This window comes from Azospirillum sp. OGB3 (assembly GCF_014192915.1).
Lineage (GTDB): Bacteria > Pseudomonadota > Alphaproteobacteria > Azospirillales > Azospirillaceae > Azospirillum.
In genome coordinates this window covers 181,314-197,890 of sequence record NZ_JACHYN010000004.1, presented here as the reverse complement: position 1 = coordinate 197,890, position 16,577 = coordinate 181,314, and the positions used below count along the sequence as shown (strand labels likewise).

Sequence of the window (16,577 nt, the reverse complement as noted above, 5' to 3'; positions counted from 1 at the left end):
AGGGCCGGGGGAAACAGGACATGGGCAAGAGCAACCTCACCACCACCTCCGGCATCACCGAGATTCCCGGCGCGCGCCGCAACCGCCAGACGCTGCGCCAGCGGCTGCTGCTGTCCTCCGCCACGGAGGCGCCCCAGCGCGGCGGCGGCACCCGGCGCCAGCGCCGCGCGGCGAAGGCCAAGGGCGGCATCGACGTCGCGCGGCTGGCGCTGCGCAGCGTGATCGGTCTAGCGCTGTCCACGCTGTTCGCGGGCGCGGCCTACGCCAACCCGCTGGAAGGCACCGTCACCGCGGGCGCGGCGACCATCCAGTCGGCGACCCCGAAGTCGATGGAGATCCTGCAGTCCACCGACAAGGCCATCATCAACTGGAAGTCCTTCAGCATCGACGCCGGTGAGAAGGTCACCTTCCAGCAGCCGTCGGCCTCCAGCGTCACGCTGAACCGGGTCACCGGCAACGACCCGTCCAAGATCATGGGCAGCCTGTCGGCCAACGGCACGGTCATGCTGGTCAACCCCAACGGCGTGGTGATCGGCGCCGGGGCGAAGGTGGACGTCGGCGGGCTGGTGGCGACCACCGCCAACATCTCCGACGCCAACTTCATGGCGGGCAAGTACCAGTTCGACCAGGCCTCCACCAAGCCGAACGCCATGGTGGTCAACGAGGGCGACATCACCGTCAAGGAGAGCGGCCTGGCCGCCCTGGTGGCCCCGCACGTCCGCAACTCCGGCGTCATCCGCGCGAAGCTGGGCAAGGTGGCGCTGGGCGGTGCCGAGACCTTCACGCTCGACTTCCACGGCGACGGGCTGATCAGCTTCGACGCCAGCTCCGCCGTGAAGACGGTGGCGAAGGACGCGGACGGCAAGCCGGTCGCGGCGCTGGTCGTCAATTCCGGCGAGATCGCCGCCGAGGGCGGCAGCGTCACCCTGTCGGCGCGCGCCGTGAAGGGCGTGATCGACAACGTCATCAACACCGACGGCGTCATCAAGGCCACCTCGGTCGGCAGCGCCAACGGCAAGATCGTCCTGTCGGGCGGCGACACCGGCAAGGTCACCATCGGCGGCACCGTCGACGCCAGCGGGCGCGGGGAGGGGCAGACCGGCGGCACCGTCGTCGCCACCGGCGCCGAGATCGCCGTGAAGAAGAACGCCCGCGTCGACGCCTCCGGCAGCAAGGGCGGCGGCGAAGTCGCCATCGGCAGCAAGACGGGCCGCTCCGGCACCTGGTCGGACAAGGTGACGGTCGAGGCCGGCGCCACCCTGTCCGCCGACGCCGTGAAGTCGGGCAAGGGCGGCAGCGTGACGGTGCTGTCGCAGAAAAGCACGAAGCACGCCGGTAAGATCTCCGCCCGCGGCGGCGCCGAGGGCGGCGACGGCGGCTTCGCCGAGGTGTCCAGCCACAAGGACATCACGCTGACCGGCAGCGTCGACCTGACCGCGCCCAAGGGCGCGGCCGGCACCTTCCTGCTCGACCCGGAAAGCCTGCGCATCGTCAGCTCCGCCAGTGGCAGCCAGGACGGCGCCGCGGCGGACGGCACGATCGGCGTCAACGATCCCAACCTGGGCAGCGGCGACGCCGTCAACACGGTGTCCAAGCAGGTGCTGGAAAGCATCGCCGGCAACGCGAACATCGTGCTCGAGGCCTCGGGCCTCATCACGGTGGAGACCAGCCTCGACCTTCAGACCATCGCCGGCCACAGCTTCACCCTGCGGTCGCTGACCAGCAGCGGCATCGCCTTCACCGACGCCAGCTACGAGATCCGCACCAACGGCGGCGACATCGTGCTGGAAGCCAACGGCATGGCCAGCAGCCTGACCAACATCGGGAAGCTGACGACCCGCGGCGGCGCGGTGCGGCTGACGGCCACCAACAATGTCCAACTCGCCAACCTGATCGACACCACGCCGGTTTCGGGAAGCGCCGGGGCGGTCTCCGTGAGCGCCCAGAGCGGGTCGCTGAGCGCGCTGGACGCCGGCCGGATCGTCGGCGGCCCGGTCACCCTGACCGCCGGCGGCGACATCGGCGCGACCGGTGCTGCGGTTTCGACCAGCAGCAGCCAGCTCTCCCTGGTCACCGGCGGCAACCTGTTCGTCACCAACGACCGGACGCTGACCGACCTCTCGATCACCAGCACCCACCGGACGGTCGGGGCCGACAGCCAGTTCTTCCTGGCCTCCACGGGCCTGACCTTCACCGTCACCGATTCGGCCGGCGGCACCGCGCTCGACACGGTCGGGCAGGCCGGCGGCCTGAACAGCTTCGCCTTCCGCAGCGACCGGAACATCCTGGTCGGCACGGTCAGCGCCGGACCGGGGGCCGTCGCGCTGACCAGCACCGCCGGCAACATCACCGGCACGGGCGCAAGCCTGCTGACCGGCGGCGTGCTGACGCTGACGGCCAAAGGCTCGTCGGGCAGCAACGGTGCCATCGGCACGTCGTCGCAGGCTCTGAACACCGCCGGCGGCAGCCTGACCGCCACGGCCGGCAGCGGCGGCATCAACCTGTCGAGCACCGGCGCGCTGTCCCTGGCCAATCTGACCAGCGGCGGCTTTACCACCATCACGGCCACCGGCAACCTGACGGTCGGCGCGGTGGCCAGCGGCAGCAACACGCTGACCCTGACCAGCAGCGGCGGCAGCATCCTGAACGACGCCGACGCCTCGACCACCATCAGTTCCTACAGCTTGGTCCTGAACGCTGCCGGCAGCATCGGCACCAGCGGCACGGCCCTGACCGCCGGCTCCTACAACATCGACGCCACCTCCGGCGCGGGCGGGGTGTTCCTGACGACGTCGGGCTCGGCTGTGCTGGGTTCCATCGTCTCGACCAACGGCGACGTCGCGATCACCACCGGCGGCACGACCACCATCGGGACGATCACCAGCGCCAACGGGACCAGCAGCATCGCCGTCACGGCGAACGGCACGGTGTCCGACATCACCACGACCACGGTCAATGCCGGGGCCAACGGCAACGTCACCCTGACGACCGCCAACGGCAGCATCTCCGGCTTGTCCGGCACGATCACCGGCGACAACGTCACCCTCGCCGCCGGGGGCAACACCTCCACCGTGATGGTGAACACCGCGGCGAAGCGGCTGACGGTCACCAACAACGCAGGCAACGTCACGGTCATGCAGACCGGTGCCGTAACGGTGGACAACATCACCTCCGCCGGCACGTCGGTCTCGCTCACCGTCACCGGCGGTGCCGCCACGCTGGGAACGATCAAGGCGTCGAACTCCGGCGGGATCGCCGTGACGGCGACCGGCGGCGCCATCCTGGGCAAGGACTCCAGCAACCGGCTGTCCGCCGGCATCATCAGCCTGAGCACGGACGGCGCCATCGGGAGCTCCGGCACCCATCTGCGCACCTCGACGGGGTCGCTGACGCTGAGCAACGTCGGGGATCTGTATCTCGACAACAGCGGCGTGATCCTGACCGGCCTGTCGATCACCAACCGCCACGTCGGCGGGGCCGCCAACGCGCTGGAACTGACCTCCGAATACTTCAACTTCGTGGTCGGCGACAACGGCACCGCGACCATTCTGGAAGCGATCGGCAGCCCGAAGCTGTCCACCCTCAGCTTCAACAGCGACATCGACCTGATCGTCGGCGATCTGGCCACGGTGGGGGTGGGCGGCAAGGTCACGCTGACCTCCACCACCGGCGGCATCCGCGACGACGGCAGCATGAACACGCGGATCAACGCCGACACCGTGACGCTGAGCGCCGCGTCGGGCAGCCTGGGCGACGTCTCCGCTCCGCTAGGGCTCAACGCCACGAAGTTGACGCTGACCACCGGCGGCAATCTGCACGTCACCAACCTGTCCGACATGGCGGAGCTGACCGTCACCAGCACGCATGCCGACACGACGGTGGTGAACAGCTACTCGATCACCGCGCCGAACCTCACCTTCGACCTGACCGACGACGCCACCAACGGCTATCTGCTGCGCACGCTGGTCGACACCACCGGCCAGATCTTCTCCTTCAAGGGCGACCGCGACATCCGGTTGGGCCGGGTGGATCTGACCTACAAGAACGGCGTCCTTTCCGACAACGGGACGCCCTCGCCCAGCGAAACCTACAGCATCTTCAATGCCGAGACGACGAACGGCTCGATCCTGGACGATGGATCGAAGACCACGGTGGTGCTGGCCGGCTCGGTCAATCTGGTCGCCAGCAAGGGCATCGGCAGCGGCACGGGCACCGAGTATCTGGACGTCGTCACCCCCGTCCTGAACGCCCGAGCGTCGGACGGCGGAATCTACATCACCCTGCCGACCTCCACGGGCGTCAACAACCAGAAGAACCTCATCACGCTGGGCGACAAATTCTTCAGCGCCGCCGACAACCCCATCGTGGTGACGGCGACCTGGGGCGACATCGCCTTCGGCTCCAGTTTCACCTCCAGCAGCAGCAGCGACATCACGGTCACGGCGACCAACGGGTCGATCCTGAACCCGAACAACGCCACGTTGCGCGCGAGCTCCACCGGCACGGTGACCCTGACCGCCGGGAAGAGCATCGGCTCGTCGGACAAGGCGGTGAGCGTGAACGCCGGCACGGTCGCGGCCACCGCCGGCGGTTCGATGTGGCTCGGCCTGGGCACCGGCCCGACCGAGCTGAACAGCCTGACGGCCGGCGGCGACATCACCGTCACGAAGTCCAACGGCGTCATGACCGTCGGGTCGGTCAACGCCAACAACGGCACCGGAACGGTCACGCTGACGAACACCAGCGGCAGCATCCAGGATGATTCGGACAATACGACGCTCATCGCCGCCGATAAGGTGGTCCTGAGCGCCAATGGAAGCGTCGGCGGCACCAACGCGCTGAATCTGGCGACGGCGAACCTGTCGATCACGACGGGCGGCTCCATCGGCATCACCAACACGATGGCGCTGACCGACCTCGCCCTGACGCGCGGCTCCTACTCCGGCGGCACCATCGGGATCAGCACGGTCAACGGGCAGGTCTTCACCCTGTCGGACAGCTCGTCGCAGTCCACGATCCAGACCGTCACCAGCAACACGGCGCTGAACTTCGCCTTCAATTCGTCGCGTGCGATCAAGGTCGGCACCGTCAACGTCGGAACGGGCGGCAGCGTCGCAATCGTCTCGTCCAGCGGCGTCACCAACACCGGCAACGGCAGCAAGATCACCGCCGGCAAGGTGTCGCTGGAGGCGGGGACCTCCTCCTCCATCGGTGATTCGACCCTCTACGGGGCTATCAGCCTCGACACCGGCGACCTGTCGGTGACTTCGGGACGCGACATCTACGTCGACAACAACGGGCGTGCCTTCAACAGCTTGGCGATCACCAGCACGAACGCCACCACGACCTCCGCAACCAAGAGCACCTTCTCCATCGGCAGCACCGGTGCGCAGATCTACACGCTGACCGACAGCGGCACGACGCACACGATCGACATCACGGGTGCGGGCAACAGCAACTTCAGCTTCACCGGCAAGAAGCACATCGTGGTTTCCGAGATCGTCGCCGGCGGCGGCTCGGTCAGCCTGACGACCAGCGGCGGCGGGGAGAACTCGACGATCACCATGGCGGGCGGGGGGACCATCGCGGCGTCCTCCGTCACCCTGTCGGCCAACGGCACCGGCACCAACGGCGGTTCCATCGGCACCAGCACGCGGGCGGTGAAGACCTCTGCCGCGTCGCTGACCCTGGTGAGCAACGGCGACCTCTACATCAACAACAGCAACGCCGCGCTGACCGCGCTGGACGTCACCGTCACGCACAAGACGTCGACCACCGCGGGCACCTATCAGTTCAACGCCCTCGGCTCCAACCGCAGCTTCACGGTGACGGAAGCCAACGGCATCCAGACGCTGGGCCTGTCCACGCCGAGTAACGGCAGCATGAATCTGCGCTACAGCGTGGATCGCGGCATCGTGGCCGGCACCATCGACGCCGGCACCAGTTCCACCGGTTCGGTGACGCTGATTTCCACCGGGTCGGCTTCGGGCGCGTCCGGCGGTCCGTCGATCAACGGGTCGGGCACGATCACGGCGGGCTCGGTCTCCCTGACCGCGACCGGCGGCAACGGCAACGTCGGCGGCACCAACCAGGTGCTGACCAGCACACAGAAGCTGTCCATCACGTCGGGCGGCAACGTGACGGTCAGCAACAACACGACCCTGACCGATCTGACTCTGGACTTCCGGCACAACAAGTCCGGCGGGGGCAGCAACACCTATTCCATCAGCTCGACCGGCCTGACCGCGTCCTTCAGCGATGCGACGACGCAGGACGGTCTGACGGTGACGAACGTCACCCAGAGCGGGCTGAAGCTGAACATCAGCAACGACAAGGCCCTGCGGATCGCCAAGATCGATGTCGGGAACAGCGGCACCGTCGACCTGACGGCCAATTCCGGCACGTCCGCCATCAACGCCTCGAACAGCAGCGGCTCCGCGATCACCGCGGGCAGCCTCACCCTGACGGCGACGAGCGTCGGCCACACCAACGGCAGCAGCTCGTACTTCACCACCCAGGTCGGCACGCTGTCGGCCAATCTGACGGGATCGCTGACGCTCAGCAACACCGGCACCCTGACGCTGAAGGATGTGAAGGCCGGTTCCTCGGCGGACATCAAGGTGACCAGCAACGGGTCGCTGCTGCAGTCCGGAACCAAGCCGCTGAGCGCGGACAGGGTGACGCTGACGGTCGAAGGGGGCTCCATCGGGGCGTCCGGCACGCCGCTGCTGACCGAGACGCGGACCCTGCAGGTAACCGCCGGGCGCAATGTCTATCTGACGAACAGCGTTGACCTGCACGCCCTCAGCCTGGATGTCAGGCACGCCTCGACCGGCGCGCAGAACGTCTACGACATCCGGTCGGAAGGCCTGACCTTCGCGCTGGCCGACAGCAACACCGGCAGCCAGTACACCCTCGGCAGCGTCGTGGACGCGAGCGGCCTCGACTTCTCGTTCAAGAGCGACAACAGCGTCGCGCTGGGAACGATCAACGGCGGCCTCGCCCGCAATGTGACCATCGAGACCACCGGCACTGGCAAGGACATCCTCAGCAACGGCAGCTCGCTGGTGACCGCCGGCACGGTCACCCTCACCGCGACCGGCGGCATCGGTCAGGCGGGATCGTCGTCCAACCACATCGCGACGATGGCCGACACGCTGGCGCTGACCACAGCGACCGACGCCTTCGTGGACAACGGCCGGGATCTGACCGCGCTGTCCCTGACCAGCTCGCGGACGACCGGTGCCGGCACCTATCAGATCACCGCGCCGCAGCTCGTCTTCACCATGACGGACGACGGCACTACCACCACGCTGAGCAACCTGACCGACACCACCGGTCTTGCGTTCAAGCTGGACACCAAGCACGCGCTGTCCATCGGCACGCTGAACGTGCAGAACTGGGGCACCGTCGACCTGACCAGCGCCGGAAACATCCTGGGCGCCGCCTCGGCGAACGTGGGCAACCCGGCCAACCGCATCACCGCGGGCACCGCGACCCTGAGCAGCGGCGGCGGCGCCATCGGCTCCTCCAGCAACAAGATCCACCTGTCGGCGTCGTCCGCGACCTTCAACGTGAAGGGCGATCTCTACGTCGAATCCGACACCCGCATCGGCGCGCTGAAGATCAAGAGCACCTCGTCCAGCATCGACAACCGCACCTACAACCTGACCTCGGTCAGCACGACGGGCACGGCCATCGCGCTGATCGGCGCCGAGAGCAGCACCCAGACGGCGCTGGCCTCGCTGACCGACGCCAGCGGGGTGCGCTTCACCTTCGACAGCCACCGCAAGTTGGTCGTCGGCGGCCTGGACGTCGGCAAGACCGGCACGATCGCCCTGATCGCGGACCCTGGCATCGTCGGGAACGGCCATTCCGTCGTCAAGATCAACGCCGGCGTCGCGAGCTTGACGTCCTCCTCCAACGTGGTCGGTGCGCAGGGAGGTGAGTTCATCAGCATCACCACCGGCAACCTGACGGTGAACGCCAACAATGGCGCCGTGATCAACCTGCACGGCTCGACGGTCATCGACTCCATGAGCTTGGCCGGCGCGCTGACCTTGAACAACTCGACCGGCGACATCGCGCTCGGCTCGATCTCCATGGGCGGCGCCAACGCGGTCATCAACAATCAGGGCGGCTCGATCCTCAGCGGCACGATCAGCGGCAGCAATCTGGTCAATCTGACGGCGGCCGGGTCCATCGGCAACGTCACCGCCATCTCGACGCAGGCCAATTCCACCAGCACCACGCTGACTGCGAGCGCCGCCGGCAGCATTGCGGTGTCGGAGAGCAAGAGCCTGATCGCCCAGTCGGTGGTGAGCACCGGTGGCGGTGCGATCACGCTGTCCACCGGCTCCTCGGGGGCCGGCCTCCTGACCGCCGGCACCATCACCACGACTGGGTCGGTGACGCTGACCAGCAACGATGGCAATATCCGCGCCAACAGCGGCAATCTGGTGTCCGGCGGCAGCGTCGAGCTGTCCGCGATCAAGGGCGGCATAGCCGACACGGGCTCCACGCTCAACGTCGCGACGACCGATCTGACGATCAAGACGCCCGGCACGTTCAACATTGCCGACACGCTCGACCTCGCCAAGCTGACCATCGACCGCACGCCGTCCACCGGCACTACCACGTCCGGCACGATGAGCCTGACGGCGACCAACCTGAACTGGAACGTCACGGACAGCGGCGGCACCACCACCTTCACCACGCTGACGGACAGCACCGGCCTGGACTTCACCTTCAAGGCGCCGGGGGCGATCGCCATCGGCACGGTCGATACGGGCGCTTCCAGCACGGTCAGCCTGACGGCAACGGGCAACAGCGCGACCGCCGGCAGCATCACGGCGGTGAACAGCAGCTCCTCCATCACCGCCGGTTCGCTGAAGCTGGACGCCCAGAAGAAGACCAACGAGCAGGGCAACAGCAGCTCCATCGGCACCAGCGCCACGGCGCTGGGCATGAACGTGTCCAGCCTGACCGCCAGCAGCGGCTCCGGCGGCCTGTTCGTGAAGAACGCGGCGGGACTGAATCTCAGCTCCATCACCACGGGCGGCGCCCTGACGGTGATCGCGGCGACCGGCGACCTGACCGTCTCCAACCTCTCCTACGACACCACCAAGGCGCTGACCCTGACGGCGACGACCGGCCGGATCCTCAGCGGCGGCTCCAGCCTGAGCCTCGGCACCGGCAGCGCCACGCTGACGGCGGGGGCCGGCGTCGGAACGGTGGACTCGGCGTTCAAGGTCACGACGTCCAGCAGCGGGGCGCTGACCACCAACGTCACGGGCGCGGGCGGCGTCTATCTGAACATCGCCGGGTCTCTGTCGGGCGGGCTGAGCGCCGCCGTCCAGAACGGTCCGGTGGTGGTGTCGGGCAGCGGCAACATCACGCTGACCGACGTCGCCATCGCCACCGACGCGGCGGGCAACAGCATCACCGTGACCTCGACCGGCGGCTCCATCACCGCCGGGACGGTGACGGCTGGCGCCAACAACGGCTCGGTCACGCTGAGCGCCACCGGCAACGGCGGCAAGATCCTGGCCGCCACCGGCGGCTCCGCGGTCACGGGCAAGACGGTGGCGCTGAACGGCGCCGGCGGCATCGGCACCTCCTCCGCCCGCGTGGGCGTGGGCGGTGCCCAGGTGCAGGCGAACGGCGGGTCGGGCGACATCTATCTCAGCACGACCGGCGCCACCGCGCTCGCCTATGCCGCGACGACCGGCGGCAAGATCGACGTGCAGGCCGGCGACCGCCTCCAGGTGGTCAACGCCAGCACCGGCGGCGGGGCGATCACGATCTCCTCCACCGCGGCGGACGCCGACATCATCGTCGGCGGCATCAACGCCGGCAGCGGGGCGGTTACCCTCAACTCCAGCGGCGGCGGCGTCTATGACGACGGCCTTGCCGAGACGCGGATCGTCGGCGGTTCGGTTTCGCTGACCGGCAACAAGGGCGTCGGCACCTCCAGCCGGTCGGTCCAGACCACCACCGGCAGCCTGACCCTGGCGAGCGCCACCGGCAGCATCTATCTCACCGACGCCACCAGCAGCGGAGTCACCGTCGCCTCGGCCACCGCCTCCGGCGGCTCGGTCATCATCGAGGCCGCCGGCACGATGACCGTTCAGTCGGTGTCGGCCAACACCACCAACGGAGCGGTCGCGCTGACCGCCGCCGGCTCCATCCTGGGCAGCGGCAACGGCACCCATGTGACCGGCCATTCGGCCAGCCTGACCGCCAACGGCGGCAGCATCGGCACCGTCACCGACGCCGCCACCGGCGCCGGCACGCCGGTCAAGCTGAACGTGTCCAGCCTGACCGGCCTGACCGCCACCGGTACCACGCCGGTCATCTCGGTCGACAACATCAACGGCGCCGCGCTGACGCTGGGGAACAACCTCGTCACCCTGGGGGCGGGTGGGTCCGCCTACATCCGCACCGCCGGCAACCTGGACGCCAGCGCCGGCCTGTCGATGACCAGCGGCAACCTGCTGCTGCAGTCCGGCGGGGTGCTGACCCTGCCGACCGCGGCAATCAACCTCGGCACGGGCGCGCTGACGCTGAAGGGCACCACCGATGTGGTGGCCGCGGGCGCCTCGCCGCGGTCGCTGTCGATCACCGCGGGCTCGCTGACCTTCGCCAGCGGTTCCAACGGCGGCGACACCACCCTCAACACCACCGTCGGCACCATCGACGCCAGCCTGACCGGCTCCGGCAAGAACCTGACCGTCAACAACACCGGCACGCTGACGGCGGCGACCCTCGGCGCCAATGGCACCGTCACCGCCACCAGCAGCACCGGCATGACCGCGACCTCGGTGACCGGAGTCGGCACGGTCAGCCTGACCGCGACCTCGGGCGATCTGACGGTCGGCACGGTGAACGCGGGACCGACCGGGACCATCACCCTGTCGGCGGCGGGCGGCAGCCTGCTGACCGGCAACGGCACCAGCCTGACCGGCGGCACGCTGGACCTGACCTCCAACACCGGAATCGGGACCAGCTCCGCCGCCTTCACCAGCACCATCGCCAACATCTCGGCGACGGTGACCGGGACGGGCGGAATCTATCTGGCCGGCACCAGCTTCACCCTGGGCAATCTCTCCACCACCAACGGCGACATCGCCGTCACCGCCAGCGGCGCCATCAGCGACGGCAACGCCACCACCGGCATCTCCGCCGGGGGCAGCGGCACCATCTCCCTGGTCTCCACGGGCGGTGGGGTCACCCTGGCCAAGGCGGTGAGCAGCACGGGGCCGGACGACACCCGAGCGAGCGTGACGGTGCAGGGCACCACCATCGCCCTGGGCAACGTCACCACCACCGGCACGCAGACCTACACCGGCAACACCACAGTGAGCGGCGCGCTGTCCGGCAAGTCGGTGACCGTCACCGGGAACCTGACCCTGTCGGGCGCCAACCGCACGGTGACCGCGACCGGCGGCGACCTGTCGGTGAGCGGCACGCTGAACGGCGGCGGGTACGGGGCGACCTTGAACGCCGCACAGGGCGGCGTGACGCTGGGCGGGGCGGCCAGCAACCTCGCTTATCTGTCGGCCACCGCCGGGACCATCAGCCTGCGCGCCGTGACGACGGCGGGGGCGCAGACCTACACCGGCGCGACCAGCCTTCAGGGCGCCTACGCCACCGGAAACGGCGCCTTCACGGTGACCGGCGCGACGACGCTGGCGGGCGGCACCACGGTGAACTCCGGCAGCGGAAACGTGCTGTTCAGCGGCACGGTGAACGGGGCCAACTCGCTCGTGATCACCAGCAGCGGCGCGACCCAGTTCACCGGCACGGTGGGCGGCACGACGGCGCTGACGACTCTGACCATCGACGCCGGCGGGACGGCCAGCGTGAAATCGGTGACGACCACCGGCGCCCAGACCTACAGCGGCACGGTGACGCTTGACGGCACCTACACCACCGGTGCGGTCTTTGCGGCCATCGGCGCGGTGACCCTGGCCGGCGACACGACGGTGAACGGCACGTCGAGCGTCGTGTTCATGAACACGGTGGACGGCGCCTATGCCCTGGCGGTCAACAACCAGGGCATGGCGCAGTTCAACGGCGTGGTGGGCGGCACGACGGCGCTCGCCAGCCTGACCACCAACGCGGGCGGCACCAGCAGCGTGAAATCGGTGACGACCACCGGCGCCCAGACCTACAACGACGCGGTGACGCTCGACGGCACCTACAACACCGGAAGCGGTGCCTTCACCGCCAACAGCGCAGCGACGCTGGCTGGTGACACGACGGTCATCGGCGGGGCGGTGTTGTTCGCCGGCACGGTGGACGGCGCCCAGGCGCTGGCCGTCAACAGCAAGGGCGCGACTCAGTTCGCTGGCGCGGTGGGCGGCACGACGGCCCTGGCGAGTCTGATCACCGACGCCGGCGGCACCAGCAGCCTGCGCAACGTCACCACCACGGGCGCGCAGACCTACAACGACGCGGTCACCCTCCACGGCACCTACACCACCGGCGCCGCCGCCTTCACCGCCAACGGCACGACGACGCTGGCCGGCGACACGACGGTGAACGGCGGGTCGAGCGTCCTGTTCCTGGGCACCGTGGACGGCACCCACGCCCTGGCGGTCAACAACAAGGGCACGACGCAGTTCGCCGGCGCGGTGGGCGGCACGACGGCGCTCGCCAGCCTGATCACCGACGCCACCGGCACCAGCAGCCTGCGCGACGTCACCACCACGGGCGCGCAGACCTACAACGACGCGGTCACCCTCCACGGCACCTACACGGGCGGTACGGTCACGACCAACGCGGCGGCCACGCTGGCCGGGGCGACAACGGTGAACGCCGGGACGGCCACCTTCAACGGCACGGTGAATGGCGCCCAGGCGTTGACCATCGCCGGGACGGGGACGACGCAGTTCAACGCGGCGGTGGGCGGCACGACGGCGCTCGCCAGCCTGACCACCGCCGCGGGCGCAACGGTCAGCTTCCTGGACGTCACCACCACGGGCGCCCAGACCCATAGCGCCGCCACGACGCTGAACGGCACCTACCGCTCGACCAACAGCCCGATCACCGTCAACGGTGCGACGACGCTGGCCGGGACCACGGTTGTGGAGGCGGGCTACGGCACGATCACCTTCAACGGGACGGTCAACGGCGCCCAGGCGCTGACGGCGACCTCGACCGGCGCGATGGTGTTCAACGCGGCGGTGGGCGGCACGACCGCGCTCGCCAGCCTGACGACCGGCACGGGCTACACCAGCCTCGTCGACGTGACCACCACGGGTGTCCAGAGCTACGGCGGGGAAACCAGCCTGATGGGCACCTACGCCACCGGCAACGGCGCCTTCACCGTCGCCGGCCCGGTGACGCTGGCGGGGGCCGCCACGGTCAACGCCGGCAGCGGCGCGGTGACCTTCTTCGGGACGGTGAACGGCGCCCAGGCGCTGGCCGTCAACAGCAGCGGCACCACCCTGTTCAAAGACGCGGTGGGCAACACGACGGCGCTCGCCAGCCTGACCACCGACGCCGACGGCACCACCAGCCTCTCGTCGGTGACGACCAGCGGCGCCCAGACCTACAACGACGCGGTGACCCTGGACGGCGCCTACCGCTCGACCAACAGCCCGATCACCGTCAACGGTGCGACGACGCTGGCCGGGGCCACGGTTGTGGAGGCGGGCTACGGCACGATCACCTTCAACGGGACGGTCAACGGCGCCCAGGCGCTGACGGCGACCTCGACCGGCGCGATGGTGTTCAACGCGGCGGTGGGCGGCACGACCGCGCTCGCCAGCCTGACGACCGGCACGGGCTACACCAGCCTCGTCGACGTGACCACCACGGGTGTCCAGAGCTACGGCGGGGAAACCAGCCTGATGGGCACCTACGCCACCGGCAACGGCGCCTTCACCGTCGCCGGCCCGGTGACGCTGGCGGGGGCCGCCACGGTCAACGCCGGCAGCGGCGCGGTGACCTTCTTCGGGACGGTGAACGGCGCCCAGGCGCTGGCCGTCAACAGCAGCGGCACCACCCTGTTCAAAGACGCGGTGGGCAACACGACGGCGCTCGCCAGCCTGACCACCGACGCCGACGGCACCACCAGCCTCACCTCGGTGACGACCAGCGGCGCCCAGACCTACAACGACGCGGTGACCCTGAACGGCGCCTATCAGGCCGGCACGGTCTTCACAGCGGCGAAGGCGGTGACGCTGGGCGGCGACAGCCGGATCACCGGCACCGGCGGGATCGTCCTCGCCTCCACCCTCGACGGCGGCGGGGCGCTGACGCTGACCAGCGGCAGCGGCGACATCCTGCTCGGCGGTGCGGTCGGCGGCAGCAGCCGTCTGGGGGCGCTGACGGTCAACGGCGGCGGCACCACCACCATCACCGGCGCGGTCAAGGCGGCCTCGCTGGCCACCGACGCCACCGGGATCACCATCCTGAACGGCGGCAGCGTCGACACCACCGGGGCGCAGAGCTACGCCGACGCGGTGACGCTGGGGACCGACACCGTCCTCACCGGCACCCAGGTGTCGCTGTCCGGCAGCGTTGACGCGGCGACGGCGGGCCGTCAGAGCCTGACCATCGCCGGCAACGCGGCGCTCGCCGGCACCCTCGGCGCCCGGCAGGCGCTGGCCGCGCTGACGGTCGGCGGCGAGACGCGGCTGACCGGCGCCACCGCGGTGACCAGCGGGGCGCAGACTTACAACGGCGCGGTCCGTCTGGCCGGCACCGCGTCCACCCTGAGCGGCACCGGCGTCACCTTCGCCGGAACGCTGGACGGCGGGCAGGCCCTGACCGTCAACACCGGGCTCGCCGACGCCGTCTTTGCCGGCGTGGTCGGCGGGACGGAGCGGCTGGGCGCCCTGGCGGTGAACAGCGCCGGCCAGACCCGCTTCGCCCAGTCGGTCCGCGCGGCCTCGGTCGTCACCGACGAGGCGGGGACGCTGGCCCTCAACGGCGGCTTCGTCGACACCACCGGCACCCAGACCTACGGCGAACGCGCCGTGCTGGGGACCGATACCCGCCTGACCGCCAGCACCGTCGTGCTGGCCGGCGGACTGGACGCCGCCACCCGCGGCGGCCAGGGGCTGACCATCGCCGGCAACGCCGTCGTCAACGGCGCCATCGGTGGCACCCAGGCGCTGAGCCGCCTGTCTGTGACCGGCACCGCCGCCCTCAACGGTGGCGCGGTGACCACCCTGGCCGAGCAGAGCTACGACGGCGCAGTGACGCTGGGGACCGACACCGTCCTGACGGGCGGGAGCGTGTCCCTGCTGAACGGCGGCAACGCTGCCAACGCCGGGGTGCAGGGGCTGACCATCGACGGCGACGCCGTTCTGGCCGGGGTCTTCGGCGAAACCGGCGCCCTGCGGCAGATCGTCGTCAACGGCGGCACCCGCCTGGACGGCGCCACCGTCACCACCACCGGGACCCAGCGCTTCGGCGGCGCCCTGACGGTGGCCGGCGCCAGCGCGCTGACCAGCACCGGCGGCGAGCTGGTGTTCGGCGGGGCCGTCGACAGCGCCAACCGTTCGGCGCTGGCGCTGACCGGCGCGTCCATCCGGGCGGCGGGAGACATCGGCGCGTCGGGCCTGATGGGCGACGTCACGGTCCGCAGCTCGGGCGGCGTCTTCTACGACGGCGCGGTGACCGTGCGCTCGCTGACCCAGACGACGGGCGGCGAGATCCGCTTCGCCAAGGCGCTGACCGCGACCGGGACGGACGGCCTGCGCCTGACCGGCGCCGGCTTCACCTTCGGCGCGGCGGTGAACAGCGCGGGGTCCCTGGCCATCGTCACGACCGATGGGAACGGCACGGTGACCTTCGGGCGTGATGCCACGGTTGTCACGGAGGGGGCCTTTACCCAATCCGGTGGATCGGGCATTGTTCTGCCGGCCAGCATCACGGCCAAGACCGGCCCGATCACGCTGGGCGCCGTGGCGTCCCTGCCGGACGGCGAGGCGTCCATCGCGGCGGGCGGCCCCATCACCATGGCGGGGCTCCAGGGCAAGGCCACCATGCTGACCATGGCGTCCGACGGCGGGGCGCTGCTCATCGGACAGGAGACCGGGACCGCCTTGCAGAAGATCGACGTGCTGAGCCTGACCGTCCCCAAGGCCGGGTCTGCCCGGATGTTCGGCACCATCGCCGGCAAGACGGACGCGTTGGCCGCCAGTGCGATCGACAGCCCGCTGCGCGCGGCGCCGTACTTCATCAACAACACCCCCTGGGGTCCGACGCAGCAGATCAGCCGGGTCGCCGCCACCGTCGTGGTCGTCGTTCCGGTCCCCAGCACCCCGGGCGTCACCAGCCTGTTCACCGGCACGGTGACCCGCGGCGGCCTCACGCCGAACGCCCTGGCCGCCTACGCCGCGCCGCAGGTTCTGACCCTGGCCGGCGCTGGGTTCCAGCCGGAGGTTCTGTCTACCGGTTCGGGAGTGGGCGGTTCGGGAGTGGGCGGTTCGACCGGCGCCGGGACTGCTCCGGACACCACCCGCGCCGGCGCGCAGCCGGAAGTCCTGACCACCGGCCCTGCGCCGTCGGCCACCGGCAACCAGCAAACGGAGAAGGAAGAGGCGCGCTGAGGCGCG

1 protein-coding gene is annotated in these 16,577 nt (G+C 69.8%); it reads left to right on the top strand.

Features of this window, described 5'->3' with window-relative positions; all coding sequences use genetic code 11:
• Positions 1-20 precede the first annotated feature (20 nt).
• The gene (locus FHW79_RS11130) at positions 21-16,571 is read left to right on the top strand and encodes a filamentous hemagglutinin N-terminal domain-containing protein (protein WP_183178976.1); all 16,551 of its coding nucleotides are present in this window, start codon (positions 21-23) and stop codon (positions 16,569-16,571) included.
• Positions 16,572-16,577: the final 6 nt, after the last annotated feature.

Excerpts from the sequence above, each read along its gene's own strand:
- FHW79_RS11130 (WP_183178976.1), top strand. The coding sequence starts at position 21 with ATGGGCAAGAGCAACCTCACCACCACCTCCGGCATCACCGAGATTCCC.